This is a genomic window from Streptomyces sp. NPDC059582, assembly GCF_042735715.1.
Lineage (GTDB): Bacteria > Actinomycetota > Actinomycetes > Streptomycetales > Streptomycetaceae > Streptomyces.
This window is the reverse complement of the sequence record NZ_JBHWCC010000014.1, coordinates 43,012-62,639: the sequence shown is the minus strand read 5'-3', so window position 1 is coordinate 62,639 and position 19,628 is coordinate 43,012. Positions and strand designations below refer to the sequence as shown.

Annotated in this window: 18 protein-coding genes; 11 read left to right on the top strand and 7 right to left on the bottom strand. The window is 72.1% G+C overall.

Features of this window, described 5'->3' with window-relative positions:
* Window positions 1–50 precede the first annotated feature (50 nt).
* Genes ACFV0T_RS15050 through meaB form a run of 3 tightly spaced genes read left to right on the top strand, consistent with a single transcriptional unit; the run spans window position 51 to window position 5,024 of the window.
* On the top strand, window positions 51–1,859 hold the full coding sequence (locus ACFV0T_RS15050) for a methylmalonyl-CoA mutase family protein (protein ID WP_385778466.1): 1,809 nt from the start codon (window positions 51–53) through the stop codon (window positions 1,857–1,859).
* A complete protein-coding gene (scpA, locus tag ACFV0T_RS15045; RefSeq protein ID WP_385778464.1) occupies window positions 1,859–4,033 on the top strand; it encodes a methylmalonyl-CoA mutase in 2,175 nt (724 codons plus the stop codon). The genes ACFV0T_RS15050 and scpA overlap by 1 nt, the downstream gene beginning before the upstream one ends.
* A gap of 4 nt (window positions 4,034–4,037) precedes the next feature.
* Window positions 4,038–5,024 carry a methylmalonyl Co-A mutase-associated GTPase MeaB gene (gene meaB, locus ACFV0T_RS15040; protein WP_385778462.1) on the top strand — a complete coding sequence of 329 codons (987 nt, stop codon included), beginning with the start codon at window positions 4,038–4,040 and terminating at the stop codon, window positions 5,022–5,024.
* An 11-nt stretch (window positions 5,025–5,035) separates the two neighbouring features.
* Here meaB and ACFV0T_RS15035 read toward each other — a convergent pair whose 3' ends face one another.
* Window positions 5,036–6,829, bottom strand: a complete 1,794-nt coding sequence (locus tag ACFV0T_RS15035; protein ID WP_385778460.1) for an FAD-binding dehydrogenase — start codon at window positions 6,827–6,829, stop codon at window positions 5,036–5,038.
* 246 nt (window positions 6,830–7,075) lie between these two features.
* Between ACFV0T_RS15035 and ACFV0T_RS15030 the strand changes: the two genes are divergently transcribed.
* From ACFV0T_RS15030 to ACFV0T_RS15020, 3 genes are all read left to right on the top strand, one after another.
* Window positions 7,076–8,248, top strand: coding sequence for a PucR family transcriptional regulator (locus ACFV0T_RS15030; protein ID WP_385778458.1), 1,173 nt, complete (start codon window positions 7,076–7,078; stop codon window positions 8,246–8,248).
* A 56-nt stretch (window positions 8,249–8,304) separates the two neighbouring features.
* Entirely contained in the window at window positions 8,305–8,964 is a 660-nt protein-coding gene (locus ACFV0T_RS15025) for a lipoprotein (RefSeq protein WP_385778456.1), read from the top strand.
* Window positions 8,965–9,286: 322 nt separating this feature from the next.
* Window positions 9,287–11,839 (top strand): discoidin domain-containing protein, encoded by a 2,553-nt coding sequence (locus ACFV0T_RS15020; RefSeq protein ID WP_385778454.1) that lies wholly within the window; start codon window positions 9,287–9,289, stop codon window positions 11,837–11,839.
* Window positions 11,840–11,903: 64 nt separating this feature from the next.
* On the opposite strand, the gene ACFV0T_RS15015 is transcribed toward ACFV0T_RS15020, so the two are convergent.
* Entirely contained in the window at window positions 11,904–12,740 is an 837-nt protein-coding gene (locus ACFV0T_RS15015) for a lysozyme (RefSeq protein WP_385778452.1), read from the bottom strand.
* 285 nt (window positions 12,741–13,025) lie between these two features.
* On the opposite strand from ACFV0T_RS15015, the gene ACFV0T_RS15010 reads away from it, so the two are divergent.
* From ACFV0T_RS15010 to ACFV0T_RS15000, 3 genes are read left to right on the top strand one after another with little or no spacing between them, the layout of a single operon-like run.
* A complete protein-coding gene (locus tag ACFV0T_RS15010; RefSeq protein ID WP_385778450.1) occupies window positions 13,026–13,379 on the top strand; it encodes a DUF1330 domain-containing protein in 354 nt (117 codons plus the stop codon).
* Between the two features lie 51 nt (window positions 13,380–13,430).
* Window positions 13,431–14,105, top strand: a complete 675-nt coding sequence (locus ACFV0T_RS15005) for a hypothetical protein (protein WP_385778448.1) — start codon at window positions 13,431–13,433, stop codon at window positions 14,103–14,105.
* Window positions 14,106–14,160: 55 nt separating this feature from the next.
* Window positions 14,161–14,757 (top strand): exonuclease domain-containing protein, encoded by a 597-nt coding sequence (locus ACFV0T_RS15000; protein ID WP_385778446.1) that lies wholly within the window; start codon window positions 14,161–14,163, stop codon window positions 14,755–14,757.
* Between the two features lie 42 nt (window positions 14,758–14,799).
* Here the strand turns inward: ACFV0T_RS15000 and ACFV0T_RS14995 are convergent, their stop codons facing one another.
* The 3 genes from ACFV0T_RS14995 to ACFV0T_RS14985 all read right to left on the bottom strand — a co-directional run bounded on the left by ACFV0T_RS14995 (window position 14,800) and on the right by ACFV0T_RS14985 (window position 17,708).
* The gene (locus ACFV0T_RS14995) at window positions 14,800–15,348 is read right to left on the bottom strand and encodes a hypothetical protein (protein WP_385778444.1); all 549 of its coding nucleotides are present in this window, start codon (window positions 15,346–15,348) and stop codon (window positions 14,800–14,802) included.
* A 175-nt stretch (window positions 15,349–15,523) separates the two neighbouring features.
* On the bottom strand, window positions 15,524–16,129 hold the full coding sequence (locus tag ACFV0T_RS14990; protein ID WP_385778442.1) for a GNAT family N-acetyltransferase: 606 nt from the start codon (window positions 16,127–16,129) through the stop codon (window positions 15,524–15,526).
* 10 nt (window positions 16,130–16,139) lie between these two features.
* Complete coding sequence (locus ACFV0T_RS14985) at window positions 16,140–17,708, bottom strand: hypothetical protein (protein ID WP_385778440.1); 1,569 nt, start codon at window positions 17,706–17,708, stop codon at window positions 16,140–16,142.
* Here ACFV0T_RS14985 and ACFV0T_RS14980 point away from each other — a divergent pair.
* Window positions 17,707–18,348 carry a DUF3500 domain-containing protein gene (locus tag ACFV0T_RS14980; protein WP_385778582.1) on the top strand — a complete coding sequence of 214 codons (642 nt, stop codon included), beginning with the start codon at window positions 17,707–17,709 and terminating at the stop codon, window positions 18,346–18,348. The genes ACFV0T_RS14985 and ACFV0T_RS14980 overlap by 2 nt on opposite strands.
* A gap of 157 nt (window positions 18,349–18,505) precedes the next feature.
* On the top strand, window positions 18,506–18,973 hold the full coding sequence (locus tag ACFV0T_RS14975) for a hypothetical protein (RefSeq protein WP_385778438.1): 468 nt from the start codon (window positions 18,506–18,508) through the stop codon (window positions 18,971–18,973).
* Window positions 18,974–18,977: 4 nt separating this feature from the next.
* Here ACFV0T_RS14975 and ACFV0T_RS14970 read toward each other — a convergent pair whose 3' ends face one another.
* Both ACFV0T_RS14970 and ACFV0T_RS14965 read right to left on the bottom strand, forming a co-directional pair.
* Window positions 18,978–19,190 carry a hypothetical protein gene (locus ACFV0T_RS14970; RefSeq protein WP_385778436.1) on the bottom strand — a complete coding sequence of 71 codons (213 nt, stop codon included), beginning with the start codon at window positions 19,188–19,190 and terminating at the stop codon, window positions 18,978–18,980.
* Window positions 19,191–19,362: 172 nt separating this feature from the next.
* The gene (locus ACFV0T_RS14965; protein ID WP_385778434.1) at window positions 19,363–19,503 is read right to left on the bottom strand and encodes a hypothetical protein; all 141 of its coding nucleotides are present in this window, start codon (window positions 19,501–19,503) and stop codon (window positions 19,363–19,365) included.
* Window positions 19,504–19,628 lie beyond the last annotated feature (125 nt).

Sequence of the window (19,628 nt, the reverse complement as noted above, 5' to 3'; positions counted from 1 at the left end):
ACAGCCGCGCCCTCTGCTGCACCTTTGTCGATCTGGCCTAGCATCCGAGCATGACGGTCCTGCCTGACGACGGGCTCTCGCTGGCCGCCGAGTTCCCTGACACGACACATGAGCAGTGGCAACGCCTGGTGGCGGGTGTGCTGCGAAAGTCGGGCAAGGAGGTCTCGGGCGACGCAGCCGAAGACGCCCTGTCCACCGCCCTCGAGGACGGGTTGCGTACCCGGCCCCTCTACACCGCGCGCGACGCCGTGCCGGACCCCGGCCTGCCCGGGTTCGCGCCGTTCGTGCGCGGGGGCCGAGCCGAAGGGAACACGACCGGCGGCTGGGACGTACGCCAGCAGCACACGACGGCGGACAACGCCGCGGTCCTCACCGACCTGGAGAACGGCGTCACCTCGCTGTGGCTCGTCGTCGGTGACGGCGGCGTCCCCGTGGAGTCGCTGGGCGCCCTGCTCGACGGTGTCTTCCTCGACCTGGCCCCGGTCGCCCTGGACGCGGGACGGTCGACCGAACCCGCCGCCCGCGAGCTGCTGCGCCTGTACGACGAGCGCGGCGTCGCCAAGGACGCGGCGCGCGGCAACCTGGGGGCCGACCCGCTCGGTCACGAGGCCCGCACGGGTGAGGACCTCGGCTTCACCGCCGCGGCCGGACTCGCGCGACTGTGCGCCGAGGAGTACCCGGGGCTGCGGGCTCTGACCGTGGACGCGCTGCCGTACCACGAGGCCGGCGGCTCGGCCGCGCAGGAACTGGGCTGCTCCCTGGCGACCGGCGTCGCCTACCTGCGTGAGCTGGCCGAGGCCGGGCTGAGCGTCGAGCAGGCCTGCGCACAGCTGGAGTTCCGCTACGCGGCCACCGCCGACCAGTTCCTGACGGTCGCCAAGCTGCGCGCCGCGCGCCGGCTGTGGGCGCGGGTCGCCGAGGTGTGCGGGGCGCCGCAGGCGGGCGCGCAGGTGCAGCACGCCGTGTCGTCGCCGGTGATGATGTCGCGCCGCGACCCGTGGGTGAACATGCTGCGCACCACGGTCGCCACCCTGGCCGCCGGGGTCGGCGGTTCCGACTCCGTCACCGTGCTGCCCTTCGACCGCTCGATCGGGCTGCCCGACGCGTTCGCGCGGCGCGCCGCCCGCAACACGTCGACCATCCTGATGGAGGAGTCGCACCTGGCGCGGGTCATCGACCCCGCGGGCGGCTCCTGGTACGTGGAACGGCTGACGGACGAACTCGCCCGTGCGGGTTGGGAGTTCTTCCAGTGGGTCGAGGGGGCCGGCGGCCAGGCGGCCGCCCTGCGCTCGGGCCGTCTCGGCGAGCGGCTCGCCGCCACCTGGGAGGCGCGTGGCGCCCGGCTCGCCAAGCGCCGCGAACCCATCACCGGCGTCAGCGAGTTCCCGCACCTCGCCGAGCGTCCACTCGAACGCCCGGCCGCGCCCGAGCCGCCGTCCGGCGGGCTGCCGCGGGTCCGGCGCGACGAGGCGTACGAGCGGCTGCGCGCCCGCTCCGACGCCCATCTCGCCGCCACCGGGTCCCGGCCGCGGGTCTTCCTCTCCTCGATCGGGCCCGCCTCCGCCCACACCGCGCGCACGACGTTCGCCGCCAACCTCTTCCAGGCGGGTGGCATCGAGCCCGTCACCGAGGGGACCTTCGCGGACAGCGGCGCCACCGAGGCCTGCCTGTGCTCCAGCGACGCGCTCTACGAGGAGCGGGCGGCCGCCGTGGCCGAGGAACTCAGGTCGGCGGGCGCCTCGCAGGTGTTCCTCGCCGGTCGTCCCGGGCAGTACCCCGGTGTCGACTCGTACGTCTTCGCGGGCTGCGACGCCGTGGCCGTGCTGTCCGCGACCCTCGACCGCATGGGAGTGTCCTGATGGGAATCCCCGACTTCTCCGGGATCGAACTGGGCAGCCCGACTGTCGACGGCGGGGCCGACGAGTGGCGTGACGCGCTCAAGACGGCCGCCGGCGGGGACGACCTCCTCTGGGAGACCCCGGAGGGCATCGCGGTCAAGCCGCTGTACACCGGGCGTGACCTGGAGGGCCTGGACTTCCTGGAGACGTACCCGGGCATGGCGCCGTATCTGCGTGGGCCGTACCCGACGATGTACGTCAACCAGCCCTGGACCATCCGCCAGTACGCGGGCTTCTCCACCGCCGAGGAGTCCAACGCGTTCTACCGGCGCAACCTGGCGGCCGGTCAGAAGGGCCTGTCCGTCGCCTTCGACCTGCCCACGCACCGCGGCTACGACAGCGACCACCCGCGGGTGACCGGCGACGTCGGCATGGCGGGCGTGGCCATCGACTCGATCTACGACATGCGTCAGCTGTTCGACGGCATCCCGCTGGACCGGATGTCCGTGTCGATGACGATGAACGGCGCCGTGCTGCCGGTGCTCGCGCTGTACATCGTGGCGGCGGAGGAGCAGGGGGTGCCGCCGGAGAAGCTGGCGGGGACCATCCAGAACGACATCCTCAAAGAGTTCATGGTCCGCAACACCTACATCTATCCGCCGAAGCCGTCGATGCGGATCATCTCCGACATCTTCGCCTTCACCTCGCAGCGGATGCCGCGCTACAACTCCATCTCGATCTCCGGCTACCACATCCAGGAGGCCGGCGCGACGGCCGACCTGGAGCTCGCCTACACCCTCGCGGACGGCGTGGAGTACATCCGGGCCGGCCGGGAGGCCGGACTGGACGTGGACGCGTTCGCGCCGCGGCTGTCCTTCTTCTGGGCGATCGGCATGAACTTCTTCATGGAGATCGCCAAGCTGCGGGCGGCCCGGCTGCTGTGGGCGAAGCTGGTCGGACAGTTCGACCCGCAGAACGCCAAGTCGCTCTCCCTGCGCACCCATTCGCAGACCTCGGGCTGGTCGCTCACCGCGCAGGACGTGTTCAACAACGTGACGCGCACGTGCGTCGAGGCGATGGCGGCGACCCAGGGGCACACGCAGTCGCTGCACACCAACGCCCTCGACGAGGCGCTCGCGCTGCCCACCGACTTCTCGGCGCGCATCGCCCGCAACACGCAGCTGCTGATCCAGCAGGAGTCCGGCACCACCCGGGTCATCGACCCGTGGGGCGGCAGTGCCTACGTCGAGAAGCTGACGTACGACCTCGCCCGCCGGGCCTGGCAGCACATCCAGGAGGTCGAGGAGGCGGGCGGCATGGCGCAGGCCATCGACGCCGGCATCCCCAAACTGCGGGTGGAGGAGGCCGCAGCCCGCACCCAGGCCCGGATCGACTCGGGCCGCCAGCCCGTCATCGGCGTCAACAAGTACCGCGTCGAGACGGACGAGCAGATCGACGTGCTCAAGGTCGACAACTCGTCCGTACGCACCCAGCAGATCGAGAAGCTGCGGCGGCTGCGGGCGGAGCGGGACGAGACCGAGTGCCGGGACGCGCTGGACGCGCTCACCCGGGCCGCGGGGGGCGAGGGCAACCTGCTGGAGCTGGCGGTGCGCGCGGCGCGCGCGAAGGCCACCGTCGGCGAGATCTCCGACGCCCTGGAGAAGGTGTACGGGCGGCACGCGAGCCAGATCCGTACGATCTCCGGTGTGTACCGCAACGAAGCAGGCGAGTCCCCGTCCGTCGACCGCACCCGGGCGCTGGTGGACTCCTTCGAGGAGGCCGAGGGGCGCCGGCCGCGCATCCTGGTCGCCAAGATGGGCCAGGACGGCCACGACCGCGGCCAGAAGGTGATCGCCACCGCCTTCGCCGACCTCGGCTTCGACGTGGACGTCGGCCCGCTGTTCCAGACCCCGGCCGAGGTGGCCCGTCAGGCCGTGGAGGCGGACGTGCACATCGTCGGGGTGTCGTCGCTGGCCGCGGGTCACCTCACCCTCGTTCCGGCGCTCCGGGAGCAACTGGCCGAGGAGGGGCGCGAGGACATCATGATCGTGGTCGGTGGGGTGATTCCGCCGCAGGACGTGCCGACGCTGCTGGAGATGGGCGCGGCTGCCGTGTTCCCGCCCGGGACGGTGATCCCGGACGCGGCGTACGACCTGGTGGAACGGTTGTCGGCCGATCTGGGACACGGCCGCTGAGCCCATGGCGATCGACCTCGACACGTATGTGAAGGGTGTCCTCGACGGGAAGCGTGCGATCGTGGCGCGCGCCATCACGCTCGTCGAGTCCACCCGGCCCCAGCACCGGGCCCTGGCGCAGGAGTTGCTGACCGCGCTGCTGCCGCACAGCGGCCGGGCCCGGCGGATCGGGATCAGCGGGGTGCCGGGCGTGGGCAAGTCCACGTTCATCGACGCGTTCGGCACCATGCTGACCTCGCTCGGGCACCGGGTCGCGGTGCTCGCCGTCGACCCGTCCTCGAGCCGTACGGGCGGGTCGATCCTGGGCGACAAGACCCGTATGGAGCGCCTGGCCGTCGACCCGGCGGCCTTCGTACGGCCCTCCCCCACCGCGGGCACCCTCGGCGGGGTCGCCAAGGCCACACGTGAGTCGATCGTGGTCATGGAGGCCGCGGGCTACGACGTCGTCCTCGTCGAGACGGTCGGCGTCGGCCAGTCCGAGACGGCCGTCGCGAACATGGTCGACTCCTTCCTGCTGCTCACCCTGGCCCGCACCGGCGACCAGCTCCAGGGCATCAAGAAGGGCGTGCTGGAACTGGCCGACGTGATCGCCGTGAACAAGGCGGACGGCCCGCACATCCGCGACGCCCAGGCGGCCGCACGGGAGTTGGCGGGTGCGCTGCGGCTCATGCACGGCAAGGACGCGGCCTGGTCGCCCCCGGTGCTCAGTTGCAGCGCGCGGGAGTCGACCGGCCTGGACACCGTCTGGGAGCGGCTCGAACAGCACCGCACGCTGCTGGACTCCACCGGCCGGCTCACCGCCAAGCGGCGGGAGCAGCAGGTCGACTGGACCTGGTCGATGGTCCGCGACGAACTGCTCGGCCGCCTGCACGCCGATCCGGCCGTGCGCGAGCTGGCGCCCGAGCTGGAACAGCAGGTCAGGAACGGGGAGTTGACAGCGACGCTCGCCGCCGAACACCTCTTGAAGGCGTTCGGCGGACAAGCGCGCTGAGGCGGGACGGCTCAGGTCGCGGTGGCTGCCGCCGCCGCGCGTCCCGCCTGACGGCCGGAGAACAGGCAGCCGCCCAGGAAGGTGCCCTCCAGGGATCGGTAGCCGTGCACTCCGCCGCCCCCGAAGCCGGCCACCTCTCCGGCCGCGTACAGACCGGGGACGGGGGTCCCGGTCTGGTCGAGAACGCGGCCGGAGAGGTCGGTCTGGAGGCCGCCCAGGGTCTTGCGGGTGAGCACGTTCAGACGCACGGCGATCAGCGGACCGGCACCGCTGTCCAGGATGCGGTGCACCGCGGCCGTGCGGCTGAGCGAGTCGCCCGGGTAGTCGAGCGCGTTGCGGATCCCCATCACCTGGACGTCCTTGGTGTACGGGTTGTCGATCTCCCGGTCGCGCGCCTCGATCTGCCGTTTGAGGTCGGCCAGGTCGATGAGTCCGTCCCCGGTCAGCTTGTTCATGCCGGCGACGAGCTCGGTCAGCGTCGAGGCGACGACGAAGTCGGCCCCGTTGTTCTTGAACTTCTCGATCGGCTCCGGGGTCTGCCAGATGCGGGACAGCAGCTGCCAGACGTTCTTGTTGGTGAGGTCCGGATTCTGTTCGGAACCGGAGAGCGCGAACTCCTTGGCGATGATCTTCTGGGTGGTGACGAACCAGGAGTAGTCGTGGCCGGAGTCGGTGATCGTCTTCAGGGTGTGCAGCGTGTCGTAGCCCGGCAGGTCCGGGGCGTCGAACCGGCGGCCCTTCGCGTCGAACCACATCGAGGACGGGCCGGGCAGGATGCGGATGCCGTGGTTGGGCCAGATCGGGGCGTAGTTCCTGAGGCCCTCGGTGTAGTGCCACATGCGGTCCGGGTTCACGATACGGCCGCCCGCCCGCTCGGTGATGGCGAGCATCCGGCCGTCCACGTGCGCGGGGACACCCGTGACCATGAACTTCGGCGGGGTGCCCATCCGGGCGGGCCAGTTCCGCCGGACGAGATCCTGGTTGGCGCCGATGCCGCCGGAGGTGACGACGACCACCGGGGCGCGCAGCTCGAAGTCGCCCACGACCGTGCGCGAGCTGGGCTTGCCGCGGGCGGCGCCGCTGGGTTCGAGGACCGCGCCGCGGACGCCGGTGACGATGCCGCCCGTGGTGACGATCTCGTCCACGCGGTGCCGGAACTTGAAGCCGACCTTCCCCGCGGCGGCCGCGGCCCGCACCTTCTTCTCGAACGGCTCGACCACGGCCGGCCCGGTGCCCCAGGTGACGTGGAAGCGGGGCACGGAGTTGCCGTGCCCGGTCGCGAGCCCGCCGCCGCGCTCCGCCCAGCCGACGATCGGGAACCACTGCACGCCGAGCCCGGACAGCCACGACCGCTTCTCGCCGGACGCGAACTCCACGTACGCCTTGGCCCATTTGTAGGCCCAGTGGTCCTGGCCGGTGGGATCGTCGACGCCGCGGTCGAAGCCGGCCGCGCCCTGCCAGTCCTGCCAGGCCAGGTCGTAGGTGTCCTTGACGCCCATCAGGCGCTGTTCGTCGGAGTTGACGAAGAACAGTCCGCCGAAGGACCAGAAGGCCTGGCCGCCCAGGCTCGCCTCGGGCTCCTGGTCGAGCAGCAGCACCTTGCGTCCGGCGGCGACGAGTTCGGCGGTCGCGACGAGTCCGGCGAGCCCGTGGCCGACGACGATCGCGTCCGCCTCCTGGGACTCCGCGGCGAAGGCGGGGAAGGCCGCGACCGTCTGGACGAGGGCCGCCCCGGCGAGTGCCCCGCCCGTCACGGTCAGAGCGTGGCGGCGGGTGATCCCGGTGGGGGGTGCGGGGTGCTCCATGGACTGCCTTCCGGGGTGGGACGGGCGGGAGACACGAGCGGGCACAACGGGTCGCATGGACAAGGGAGTTCACCGGAGTTGACGCGAGTTCAAGGGACTGCGAAGGCTGTTCCTGCGCGAACCGCGCTGTTACCGTCGGTAGCCCACAGGAAACCAGCTCGTCACATCACTGCGGTAGTGGCCGGGCGTCAACGTGACCACCGCTTCGTTGTATCCCGGAGACAGCGCACGGACGGAGAGGGGCACATGACCGTCGTCCACGGACCCGAAACGGTCGCCTCGATATTGCGGGCCATGGCCGCCGACTCGGACGTGTGCGGCGAGCTCGTCCGCGCGGCCCGGACCCGCTCGCCGGAGCTGGCCCGGCTCGCCGAGGCGGAGACCCGCTCGCACGTCACCGCGATGATCGGGGCGGCCGGTTCCTGGTTCACCGCGCTCGACCGGGTCGAGGCCATCGAGGAACAGGACTTCACCGCCGCGCTGCTGCTGGGCGCGGACCGCGCCGTCCAGGGGGTACCGGTCACCGCCGTCCTGCGGGGGGTGCAGGCCGCGCTGACCCGCGCGGTGGAGATCACCATGGACCGCTGCCGTTCGGTGGGCGTCCCCGACGGCGCGCTGCTGTCGGTGGTGCTGCGGATGAAGGAGTACGGGGACGCGCTGGAACGGCATGTCGTACACGGGTACCGCGCCGCCGAGGGCACGGCACCGGGCGGCGCCGACGGGACGCGCGTGAGGCTGCTGCGGCAACTGCTGGTGGGCGGACTCGTCCCGGCCGCCGAGGAGCTGGCACGGGCCGGGCTGCGCCCCGACGCCGAGGGCCTGTTGCACTGCCTCGTCGCCGACCCGGGCCACCCGGACGCGCTCCGGTTCCCCCGCGCGACCACCGCACGGCTGGAAGGACACCTCGCCGGCCTGAGCCCCCGCCCGCCGAGAGCCGAGGAGATCGCGCCGGGAAGCCTGGTCGTGGTCGCGCCCGCCGCTCCCCCGGCCGGGCTGCACGCGCTGTACCGGCTGTGCGTGCGGGCCTTGGACCTCGGCAGGAGTCAGGGACGGCACGGACTGTACGACCTCACCGACTTCGCCGCCGAGCTCGCGCTCGCCGAGCAGCCGCTCCTCGGCGCCCACCTCAGCCGCCGGCTCCTCGGCGCGCTCGACCCCACGGACGGATTCCACCGGCAACTGGCCTTGACCGCCCTGATGTTCCTGGACTGCGGGCGCCGTCTCGACCAGACCGCGGCGGCCCTGTTCACCCACCCGAACACCATCCGCTACCGGCTCGGCCGGCTCCAGCAGATCACCGGCGGTTCCCTCGCCGACCTCCCGTCCGCCGGGGGTTCCGGCCCGGTGCACGCGCTGCACTGGTGGTGGGCGCTGACCACCTGGCTCCGGACGGCGGGCGAGCCGCCGGGCCACCCGTAGGAGCCGACCTCGCCCTCGGATACGCTGGCTCGTCCGGATCGAGGGGAGACACGGGAATGCGGATCGGGGCGGGGACGGCGTGGCGCGGACTGGCGCAGGCGCTGGTGCTGGTGGGCGCGTTGACGGCGTGCGGCCAGGGCGAGGACGGTGAGCAGGACGCCAAGGCGTCGGCGCGCCCGTCGGTGACCGCGACCGCCGAGCGCGGCGGCACCGTCGGCGCGGACGGCTCGGCCTGCGAGCTGCCCGTCACCTTCGACATCGCCCGGAACTGGAAGGCGGAGGCCGTCGAGTCCGACGCGGACGGCTCGGGCGGCTCGGCCACCGACGACGCCCTCGAAGCGCTCCTCCACCAGGGGCCCGTCACCACCGTCTGCGAGATCGACGCCAAGCCCGCCGGGCACATCGGCTTCCTGCGCGTCTGGACCGGCGCCGCGGGCGACGCCGACGCCCGAGGTGTGCTGGAGGCGTTCGTTACGGCCGAGGGCCAGGTGAGCGGCCAGAAGTACCGCACGTTCGACGCGGACGGCCTCGCCGGTGCCGAGGTGGAGTACACCTACACCAACAAGGTCCTGGACGAGTCGAAGAAGGAACACGCGCTGGCCGTCGTCACGTCCGACGGGCCGGTCGTCCTGCACCTCGGCGGCCTGGACACCGAGGAACACCAGCAGATGCTGCCGGCCTACGAACTGGCCAAGCGCACGCTTCGCGCCGCCTGACGTCCCGCCCGGATCCGGGAGCGACCCGGGCCACGGCCGGTTCACCACCACGGGGCACATCCGCCCTCGCGTGGGCTCCACACGCCGATCGCCGGGTGAGCCTCGCGTCCCGACTCGCCCAAGTGGGCTTCCCTGTAGGGAAATTCCGTACCGGGGGCTTGCCCCCGCATTGCCTCATCACTTAAATCAAATCCTGAACTAAGGCGCCGTGTAAGCACGTTCTTCCCAGCACCGCCGTCTCAGCACCGCCATCACAGCACCGCGATCTCAGCACGTTCCTCTCAGCACGTTCCCTTTCACCACACCCGCAGAGAGCCAACCCATGAGACTCAGACTCAGATCCCTGGGTGTCGCGCTCGCCGCCACGGCAGCGCTGGTCACCCTTCCCGCCCACACGCCGGCCTCCGCCGCCGAGACGCCGCTGTCGCAGGGGAAGACGGTGACGTCGTCGTCCGACGAGAACGCCGGCACCCCCGCCGCCAACGCCGTGGACGGCAACACCGCGACACGCTGGTCGTCCGCCGCGAGCGACGTGCAGTGGCTCCAGGTCGACCTGGGCGCCACGTCGTCCGTCACGCAGATCGTGCTCAACTGGGAGGCCGCGTACGGCAAGGACTACAAGGTCCAGATCTCCGCGGACGGCAGCGCCTGGAGCGACCTGAAGTCCGTCACCGGCGGTGACGGCGGCACGGACACCCTCGACGTGTCCGGCCAGGGCCGCTACGTCCGAATGTACGGCGTGCACCGCGCGACCGCATGGGGCTACTCGCTCTGGGAGTTCCAGGTCTTCGGGACCGGCGGCGGCAGCCAGCCCGGCTCCTGCGACGCGGCCGACGCCGCGAAGGGCAAGCCGGCCGCCGCCTCCTCGACGGAGAACGCGGGCACTCCCGCCTCCGCCGCCTTCGACGGCGACCCGGGCACCCGCTGGTCCAGCGCGGCGTCGGACCCGCAGTGGGTTCAGGTCGACCTCGGCTCGGTCCAGAGCCTGTGCAAGGTCGACCTGACCTGGGAGGCCGCCTACGCCAGGGAGTTCCAGATCCAGGCCTCGGCCGACGGGCAGTCCTGGAGCACCCTCAAGAGCGTGACCGGCGCGACCGGCGGCTCGGTCTCCTACGACGTCAGCGGCTCGGGCCGCTACCTCCGTGTCAACGGGACGGTCCGCGCGACCGGCTACGGCTACTCGTTGTGGGGGATCGCCGTGCACACGGGCTCCGGAGGAGGCACCGGCCCCGTCCAGGGCGGCGGCGACCTGGGTCCGAACGTCATCGTCGTGGACCCCTCCACGCCCAACCTCCAGCAGAAGTTCGACCAGGTCTTCGCCCAGCAGGAGTCGGCACAGTTCGGGTCCGGGCGCTACCAGTTCCTCCTCAAGCCGGGCACCTACAACGGGATCAACGCCCAGCTCGGCTTCTACACCTCCATCTCGGGACTCGGGCTGAACCCCGACGACACCCAGATCAACGGTGACATCACCGTGGACGCGGGCTGGTTCAACGGCAACGCGACCCAGAACTTCTGGCGCTCGGCGGAGAACCTGGCCGTCACACCGTCCAACGGCACCGACCGCTGGGCCGTGGCCCAGGCCGCGCCGTTCCGCCGTATCCACGTCAAGGGCGGCCTCAACCTCGCCCCGAACGGCTACGGTTGGGCCTCCGGCGGCTACATCGCCGACTCGAGGATCGACGGCACCGTGGGCCCGTACTCGCAGCAGCAGTGGTACACCCGCGACAGCTCGGTCGGCGGCTGGACCAACGGCGTGTGGAACATGACGTTCACCGGTGTCCAGGGCGCCCCGGCGACCAACTTCGACACCGGCCCGTACACCACCCTGGACACCACCCCGGTCTCACGCGAGAAGCCGTTCCTCTACCTGGACGGCAGTGAGTACAAGGTGTTCGTGCCCGGCAAGCGCACCAACGCGCGCGGAGTGTCCTGGCCGGCCAACGCCGGTGGCACGTCGCTCCCGCTCAGCCAGTTCTACGTGGTCAAGCCCGGCGCGACGGCCGCCACCATCAACACCGCGCTCGCCCAGGGCCTCAACCTGCTGTTCACGCCGGGTGTCTACCACCTCGACCGGACGATCGACGTGACGCGCGCCAACACCGTGGTGCTCGGTCTGGGCCTCGCCACCCTGGTGCCCGACGGCGGTGTCGACGCCGTGCACGTGGCGGACGTCGACGGCGTCCGGCTGGCCGGCTTCCTGATCGACGCCGGATCGGCCAACTCCGACACGCTCCTGCAGATCGGACCGGCCGCGTCGAGCGCCGACCACTCCGCCAACCCCACCACGATGCAGGACGTGTTCGTCCGGATCGGCGGCGCGGGCCCCGGCCTGGCCACCAACTCCGTCGTCGTCAACAGTGACGACGTCGTCGTGGACCACACCTGGATCTGGCGGGCCGACCACGGCGAAGGCGTCGGCTGGGACACCAACCGGGCCGACTACGGACTGCGGGTCAACGGCGACGACGTCCTCGCCACCGGACTGTTCGTCGAACACTTCAACAAGTACGACGTGCTGTGGAGCGGCGAACGCGGCCGGACGATCTTCTTCCAGAACGAGAAGGCCTACGACGCCCCGAACGCCGCCGCCATCAGCCACGACGGCATCGTGGGGTACGCGGCCTACAAGGTCGCCGACACGGTGAACGTGCACGAGGCCTGGGGGCTGGGCAGCTACTGCAACTACACGGCCGATCCGACGATCGTCCAGGCACACGGCTTCCAGGTCCCGGTCAAGTCCGGCATCAAGCTGCACGACGTGCTGGTGATCTCCCTGGGCGGCAAGGGACAGTACGCCCACGTGGCCAACAGCACCGGCGCGCCGACGTCGGGCACGGACACCGTGCCGTCGAAGCTCACACAGTTCCCGTGACGGCTCCAGCCTGACGGACCTGTGCGCACCCCGGGACGGGCCTGACCGTCCCGGGGTGCGCGCGTCAGCCGGTGGCGAGGGCCCGCACCTTGTCCAGGGACCCGTTGAACCTGTCGTGGTCGCCGACCGTCGTCCCGGACGACGTGTACTGCCACATCGTGTGCGTGGACCAGCCCGCCGGGAGCGGGCCTGGAGTGGAGGCGTACCGGGCGATCCACAGCTGGTTGTCGGCGGCGAAGCCGCTGTAGTTGCCGGTGCAGTCGGTCCACCAGTTGGTCGCCGTGTAGATCACGGCCGCCCGGCCCGTGAGCTGCTTGTAGGTCGTCAGGAAGTCGCGGATCCAACTCACCATCTCGGTCTTCGACTTGCCGTAGCAGGCGTCCCCGTACGGATTCCACTCGATGTCGAGGACGCCGGGCAGCGTCCTGCCGTCGCCCGACCAGCTGCCGCCGCGGTCGACGAAGTAGGCGGCCTGGGTGGCACCGCTGGTGGTGTCGGGCGTGGCGAAGTGGTACGCGCCGTGGATCAGACCGGCGTCGTACGCGCCCCGGTACTGCGGCGAGAAGTACGGGTTCTTGTAGTACGTGCCTTCCGTGGCCTTGCTGTAGGCCCATCCGACCCCGCCGGCCGCCAGCGTCGACCAGGCGACGTCGCCCTGATAACTGGCGACGTCCACGCCCTCGGTCTGCGTGGACCTGAGACCGGCGGGCAGGCCGCCGTGCCCGTCGTGGACCTCGACTCCCACGCCCATGTACGCGTGGCCGCGCTCGAGTGAGCCGTCGGTCGAGGACGCGATCGAGGAGGGTGGCTGGAGGACGGAGAGCGCGCCGACCAGCATGCCGGTGACGAGCAGACGTAGGCGGCCGACCGCCGCGCGCAGGGGTATTCGCACGACCCCCATCTGACCCGTTGCGGCGCACGACCGCATCTCCACTGCGGCGCCGGGCCCGTGGCCGCGCGGGCCCGGCTGGTCCATGCGAGTGACGGGTGGCCCGCCGCCGGCGACGGCGCCGGCGGTGGCGGCGGCGGCGGCGGCGGCGGCGGCGGTCCGGGATTACCTCCCGCGTAATCGACCCCGGCCGCACGGCCCGGCAGTGTGGGTCGGGCGGGGGCGGCCCGGAATCCGGGGCCGTCGACGTCACCGAGGCGGCTCCGCCCCGGACACCACCACCGACAGGGAGACACCATGACCGCCTACGCCCTCGGCAATCTCCGGCCGACCGCCGACGTGCACGAGGACGTGGTGGTGTACATCGAGCGCATCCAGGACACCCTGGACCCCTTCGGCGGGCGGTTCCTGGTCCACGGGGCACCGCGGCGGGCGGTGCCGGAGGGCAGCTGGCCCGAGGCGCTCGTCGTGATCGGCTTCCCCTCGTTCGCAGACGCGCGGGCCTGGTACGACTCCCCCGCCTACCAGGAGCTGATCCCGCTGCGCTCCCGGCACATGGACGGCGACATCCTCCTCGTCGAGGGCGTCCCCGAGGGCTACCACCCCTCCATGACGGCCCGGGCCCTGCGGACGGCGCGGTCCGCCGAGTGAGCGGTCCGAATGGCCGTGGCCGAGTCGCGGCGGCGGCGGGGGCCGCCGACGATGGGTGCGACCCCTTTCACCACCACCGCCGAGGACACCGCGATGACCCGTATCCCCATCGGAAGCGCCCCCAGGTCACGTTCACTCGTTCCGGCCGTGGTCGCCCTCGCCTGCGTCGTCGCGGTCGGCTCGCTCGCCGGGTGCGGTGGCGACAGCGGGACGGACACGGGTTCCACGACGAGCCGCCCGTCCGCCCCGGACACCGGCTCGTTCACCGGGACGCCGCCGTCCGCGCTGGCGTCCTCCGCGGCGTCCGCCGTCGCCTCCGCGCAGGCTTCCGCGTCCGCGGCGGCGTCGTCCGCCGCCGCCCGTGCCTCCGAGTTCGAGGCGTCGGTCGACGCGGAGACCGCTCGGGCGAGCGCCGCCGCCAAGAAGCAGCTCGCGAACGTCCAGGGACGTGGCAACGCGGTGTCCGAGGTCGGCATGAGCGGCGTACCGAAGGCGCAGACCGGAGGCGTGCTGGCCGTCCTGGTCCGCATCACCAACAAGACCGACGCGAAGGCCTCGTACGCGGTGCAGGTCGACTTCGAGGACGCGGACGGCAAGGTGGTGGAGACCAAGTACGTCGGTGCGGAGGACCTCGCGCCCGGCGCCCGCAAGGAACCCATCGTCTTCAGCAGGCAGTCCGCCGAGATGAAGCTCACCGCCCGGCTCGCGAAAGCCCAGCGGTACTGACGCCCCACCGGAAAACAGGATGCTCGAGGGGGCTGCGCGTCCCTAACGTGACGGCATGGACACCACGCACGCCGACGGGCTGCTGAACGTGATCGACCTAGAGGCGACCTGCTGGGACGGGCAGCCGCCGCCCGGCTCGGTGAGCGAGGTCATCGAGATCGGGCTCACCGTGGTGGACCTGCGGGCCCGGCGGCGGACGGAGCGGCATCGGGTCGTGGTGCGGCCCGTCCGGTCCGCGGTCAGCGCGTTCTGCACGGAGCTGACCGGCCTCACCCAGGACGAGGTCGACCGTGGCGTCGGCTTCGCCGAGGCGTGCGCGATGCTGGCCGAGCGGCACGGGGCGGGGGCGCGGCCCTGGGCGAGCTGGGGCGACTACGACCGGAACCAGTTCACCCGCCAGTGCCGGGCGGACCGGGTGGCGTACCCGTTCGGCCATCCCGCCGAGCGTACGCACACCAACGCCAAGGCCGTGTTCACCGAGGCCTACGGTCTGCGCAGGAAGCCGGGCATGGCCCAGGCGCTGCGGCTGGCCGGGCTGCCGCTGGAGGGGCGGCACCACCGGGGGGAGGACGACGCCTGGAACATCGCGGCGCTCGTGCTCGATCTCGTACGGCGGGACGCCTGGCCCGACACGGCACCCCGGGCCTACTGAGGCGGGGCGGGCGGGGGGCGGTGTCACCGGCGGCCGGCCGCCTCAGTCGACCGGCGTCCCTCCCGTCCCGAGGCGCTCCAGGAGCTGGGCACGGTGCAGCTCGGCCACCGGGGCGACGAGGTCGGGGTGGCGCAGCAGGGCCGCCGCGCGCCGGTCGTCCTCGTCGGGGGCGAGGAGACGCCGGAAGTCGACGCGCCCGCCGGTCTCGTCAGGGCCCTCGGCGATCGCGGCCACCGCGCGGCCGGCCAGTTCCGGGTCGGCGAGCAGGCACACCGCCCAACTCGCCACGACCTCGTCCACCCAACTGCGCCAGAGCCACGCGTCGGCGTCGGCGTCGGCGGCCGCGTCGTCGTACCCGGAGGCGTCCGGGAGGCCCACGATCCGGTCGAGCCGGCCGGAGCCGCCGGGACCCGCGATTCCCACCAGGGCGGCATCCATCGACGTCGGGTAGCGCAACCAGGCGGCGACGGTCACGGCCTGCCGTGCCTGGACCTCGCACAGCGCGGCGGCGAGCGCGCCGCCGCAGGAGGGATAGGCGCGGGTCAGCCATTCGGCGGTCGCCGCCACGATCGGAGAGAGATCTGGTTGCACTGCTGGACCGTCCGAGCCGCTTGCGAGGGACAGAGGTGTCGCAGGGCAACGTAACGCGCCGCCGGGCAGGGCGACATGACGCCCGCCTCTTCGCCGGAGTGCCGTGGCTCACGTCGATCGCGCCGGGCCGCCGATCGCCCCGCGCACGTCGATCGCGGTGGTCGCGTCGCCCGCGTCAGCGCGGGTCGATGGCCAGGCCCAGGTAGGTCAGCGCTCCCGGGTCCGCCACCGGGATCTCGTGGAAGCCGAGCCGGTCGTAGAACGCGCGTGCCCCGGTGTTGACCGTGACCATGCCGAGGTGGACGGCCGGGACACCTCGCATGTGCAGGGCGGTACGGAAGGTGTCCAGCAACTGCCGTCCGTGGCCGCGGCGTTGCCGTGCGGGGAGCAGGTCGATGTGCAAGTGCGCCGGATACGCCTCGAGTTCGGCGAGAACCATGCGTTCGGGCCGGTGCAGCAGACCGATCATCTCCTGCGTGGGTGTCCCGGGCGGTCCCGACAGCGGCGGATAGCGGTCGGCGACGCGCGGGATCCACAGGTCACGGAAGTCGCGGGCGAACCGCTCGGTGTCGGCCGTGCCGAGGACGTAGCCGCCGACGCCGCCGCTGCCGTCGTCCAGGACGAACGCGAGCTCGGGTTCGAGGTGGCAGTAGGGGTCGGCGAACAGGGTCGGCATGAGCTGCCGGTCGCCGTAGACGCGCCGTGAGTCACCGCCGTTGTGCGCGGTGCGCACGCACACGTCCGCGACGCCGTCCCGGTCGGACGGGTGAAAGGGGCGCACCCGCGCCGGCTCAATAGCTGCTCCCCAGGCCCTCGGTGGTGTAGGCGCACTCGGTGTAGATGTAGCCGGACTGGAGCTTGGCGGTGTCCGAACCGGGCGAGGAGACGGTGTCCTTCTTCGGCTTGTGCACGAAGTACGTGGTGCCGACCGGCAGGCTGATGGTGCGCTGCGGGTACTTCTTGCCGCTGGCGCTGCACGGGTCGAAGCCCGGAGTGATGGTGCTGCTGAAGGGGTATGTCCTACAGCTGCCGCAGGCCTTGAGGGTGAAGCTGCCGGTGACCGGGCCCGTGTAGAGGACGGTGATCTCGTCGGGACTGTCGTTCTTGACCGTGACCGAGATGCTGCCGCCTGAGCGGTTGGTGGGCAGGTGCTTGCCTGCGGCCGGCACGGTCTGGGCGACCTCGGCCGCGATGGCGATCTTCTTGGCCAGCGCGGTGTTCCCGGCGTTCTTGTGGGCGGCGGCGTACGTGGTCATGGTGGTCTGCGCCGCGTCGAAGTCGCCGTCCTTGTACTGGTCGACGCCACAGGTGTACGTGCCCGAGTCGGCGCTGCCCTGAGCGCGCTGGGCGTCCTTGGCCAGGTCGTCGACGATGCCGGCCTTCTCCCCCGGGAGCCCCTCGATCTGGGTGCTCAGGGTCCCCAGCCGCTCGACGGCCGCGCACGGTTCGCTGCCACGTACGGCCTTCTCCTGGGCGCCGACGGCCGCGGCGACGGCCGGTTCGACCTTCGCGGCCTGCGCCGACGAGGGGAAGGTGGTGAGCAGGTCGCCGAAGTGGGTCGTCCAGGTGGCGTCGCCGCCCGTCAGGTGGTCCGACGCGCACTCGTACAGCGAGGTGGCCAACCGGTCGTCGGGCCAGGCGGCCAGGTCGCCGAGGTCCGCCTCCGGCAGGTTCTTCGGCACCGTGCGCAGATACGTCAGCGGCGCTATCGCCTCGCAGTACTCGCCGTTGCCGTAGGTGGCACCGACCGTTCGGTAGAAGGTCCCCATCCGGTCGGGCACCTGGGCCGCCGCCCGCGAACCGGCGTGGTCGGCGAGCAGGTCCGCGTAGACGGTCAGGGCCCTGCGGTAGTCGGCGCGTGCGGTGTCGAACGCCTGGCCACGGCTCGCCGTCACCAACCGGTCGGCCCCGTCGAGGCGTTCGAGGAGCATCTGCTCGACGGCCTCGTCGCGGGCGTCGTCGTACAGCACCACGCCGCCGGCCGGCACGGCGAGCAGCACCAGGCCCAGTCCGAGCGCCAGGGGCGCGCGCGGTGGCCAGGCGAGCCGGGTGCGCAGGCCCACGACCGCGCCGTGTGCCGCCACCGCGAGGAGGAACAGGGCGTACAGGACGAGCGCGGTCCCCGGGACGCCGTCCGGGTCGGCCGGCAGCGCCACGAGCAGCAGTACCGCGGTCGCGGCCCAGCACACCGCCATGAGGACCCACTTGCGCACGAGCGCGTACCCCAGGCCGAGCCCGCTGAGGTTGAGCACGGCCACCGCGACAGCCCGCGCGCCGTCCGGCGGAGCGGGTGGCGGTGCCGACGGCATCGGTGGCACCACGAAACCGTTCTGATGCGTGCCGTACCAGTCCCCGGACATGTCGGCTCCCCCCTCAACAGCGCGCGCACGTCGGCGACTTGTCAGTCTACGGGCGGGAAGGGCGGGCCGACAGTGGCAGCACAGCGGTCGCACGGTGATCACGGCCACGGGCCGCCTCGTCCGCCTCCTCCTCCGCGTCCGGTGCGCCCTTCACCGGCCGCGCGCAGACTTCGCCCGGCAGCTCGTCAGCTCCGCCGTGGAGATTGCGACGCATGCACGACATCGGCCACGCACCCCCGAAACCGGGCGCGGCCGCCGCTGGTTCATGGACAAGGCGCTGCGCCGGTGGTGGTGCCGCCACGACGACCATGAGAGGAGGCGCCGGTACGTCGGCTGTCCGGACGAGGGGCATGCCGCGGTACGCCTCAAGGAGGTGAACGACCACCTGAGCGACTCGTACTTCTTCCGGATCGGCGAGACCGAGGACAGCTCCGCGTTCTCCCGCCGCGGGCACCGCCCGGTCGTGCTGATCGAGTACGACGCGCAGTCCCCGCCGGCGTACGGCACCAGGAACAGCGGCGGTACGGGCGGCCCGAACGCCACGCCGACGCAGCAGCACATCCACACCGTCGTCCGGACGCCGATCGGCGACGATCACGGCGTGGACCTGCTCGAGCTGCGCCTGACGAAGTACCACTGACGCGAACGGGCCCAAAACGCCAGGCCTCGCCACCCCTTCCGCCAGGTAGAAATATCTACCAGCATGCATATGCCAGGTCGGCGGGCCGCAGACGGCCCCACGACCGGCGTTGGCCTTTCCTTCGCCCTGACGGGCCGAGCTGCACCCGGAGCGGGACATGAGCGATGCGAAGTGGGGACACGGCGTGGAGTGGCTCGCGGCGGCGGCCCTGGACCCCCGGGCCTGCAAGCGGGCCTGGGACCAGGGCGAGGGCATCGCGCTGCTGGCGGCGGGCCGGTTCTGGGACGTGCTCAGCGTGCCGGACCGGCTCGGTCTCCTCACGCTGGACCTGCTCTGGCAGCCGGCCCTGCCCGTTCCCGGGCCGACGCTCGTCGACACCGTGGCCCACCGGGTGGGTTTCTTCCTGCCGCCCGAACCGGACAGCAGATGGATCGGCGCCGGTCTGCGGCACGCGGGCCGGGGTTCCTGGGTCGCCGTGCCACCGCCGTACCGGCCCGCCCGGTACCTGGAGTGGCTGGTCCCGCCCGACGGGTCGGGCGCACTGCACCGGCCGAGCACGCTGGAACGGGCGCTGCGTCAGGCGCACGGCGCTCTGGCCACGCTGACGCCGGTCCTCGACGACTGAGCCGTCAGGACGGATCCTCGCCGTCGCCCCGCAGACCGGCCGCCAGGCCCGCGAAGGACGACACCCACTGCACCTGCGACCGCGCGGGCACGGTCCGGCCCCGGGCCCGCCACTCCGCGACGAGTCCGGCGTAGATCGGGGCACGGCACCAGGGGCCGTGGGCCGGTTCGGCATGGGGGCCGGGAGCCGGGTCGCTCCCGGGCGTGCGACACGGCACGCGGGAAGTTCGGTCCATGCCGGAGCAACGCCGGGCCGGCTCCGCCGGTACGCACGCGCCCCGGCGCTCACCGGGTCGGGTGAGCACGCCCCCCGTTCGGCCGTATCCGCTGATCGGCTCATCCCCTCGTCGGACATTCCGCTTCATGTCTCCTCGGGACACGTCCCACGCCCTACCGGGGCAGCCGCGGCGCGCCGATCGAGGCGCCGGCGCCGGCCGCCCGGGTGCCGTCTCCGCGCACACCGAGACCCGCGCGCTCGACGAGGCCCCGCTCGCCCACGAGAGGCTCCACGCGGGAAGGATCGACGGACATGCGGCGATCCTTCCCCACGGGTTGTTCCGACGCGCCGTCGATCTTCAACTCATCGTCAGCACAAGGCAATTCAGCACAGTCGGCACAGATGCGAACAGAGCCCGGGCAGATTCGGAGCGAAGTAG

Excerpts from the sequence above, each read along its gene's own strand:
- meaB (WP_385778462.1), top strand. The coding sequence starts at position 4,038 with ATGGCGATCGACCTCGACACGTATGTGAAGGGTGTCCTCGACGGGAAG.
- ACFV0T_RS15050 (WP_385778466.1), top strand. The coding sequence starts at position 51 with ATGACGGTCCTGCCTGACGACGGGCTCTCGCTGGCCGCCGAGTTCCCT.
- scpA (WP_385778464.1), top strand. The coding sequence starts at position 1,859 with ATGGGAATCCCCGACTTCTCCGGGATCGAACTGGGCAGCCCGACTGTC.
- ACFV0T_RS14980 (WP_385778582.1), top strand. The coding sequence starts at position 17,707 with ATGTCGGCTCCCCCCTCAACAGCGCGCGCACGTCGGCGACTTGTCAGT.
- ACFV0T_RS15035 (WP_385778460.1), bottom strand. The coding sequence starts at position 6,829 with ATGGAGCACCCCGCACCCCCCACCGGGATCACCCGCCGCCACGCTCTG.
- ACFV0T_RS15020 (WP_385778454.1), top strand. The coding sequence starts at position 9,287 with ATGAGACTCAGACTCAGATCCCTGGGTGTCGCGCTCGCCGCCACGGCA.
- ACFV0T_RS15030 (WP_385778458.1), top strand. The coding sequence starts at position 7,076 with ATGACCGTCGTCCACGGACCCGAAACGGTCGCCTCGATATTGCGGGCC.
- ACFV0T_RS14965 (WP_385778434.1), bottom strand. The coding sequence starts at position 19,503 with ATGTCCGTCGATCCTTCCCGCGTGGAGCCTCTCGTGGGCGAGCGGGGC.
- ACFV0T_RS15000 (WP_385778446.1), top strand. The coding sequence starts at position 14,161 with ATGGACACCACGCACGCCGACGGGCTGCTGAACGTGATCGACCTAGAG.
- ACFV0T_RS15025 (WP_385778456.1), top strand. The coding sequence starts at position 8,305 with ATGCGGATCGGGGCGGGGACGGCGTGGCGCGGACTGGCGCAGGCGCTG.
- ACFV0T_RS15015 (WP_385778452.1), bottom strand. The coding sequence starts at position 12,740 with ATGGGGGTCGTGCGAATACCCCTGCGCGCGGCGGTCGGCCGCCTACGT.
- ACFV0T_RS14975 (WP_385778438.1), top strand. The coding sequence starts at position 18,506 with ATGAGCGATGCGAAGTGGGGACACGGCGTGGAGTGGCTCGCGGCGGCG.
- ACFV0T_RS15005 (WP_385778448.1), top strand. The coding sequence starts at position 13,431 with ATGGGTGCGACCCCTTTCACCACCACCGCCGAGGACACCGCGATGACC.
- ACFV0T_RS14985 (WP_385778440.1), bottom strand. The coding sequence starts at position 17,708 with ATGTCCGGGGACTGGTACGGCACGCATCAGAACGGTTTCGTGGTGCCA.
- ACFV0T_RS15010 (WP_385778450.1), top strand. The coding sequence starts at position 13,026 with ATGACCGCCTACGCCCTCGGCAATCTCCGGCCGACCGCCGACGTGCAC.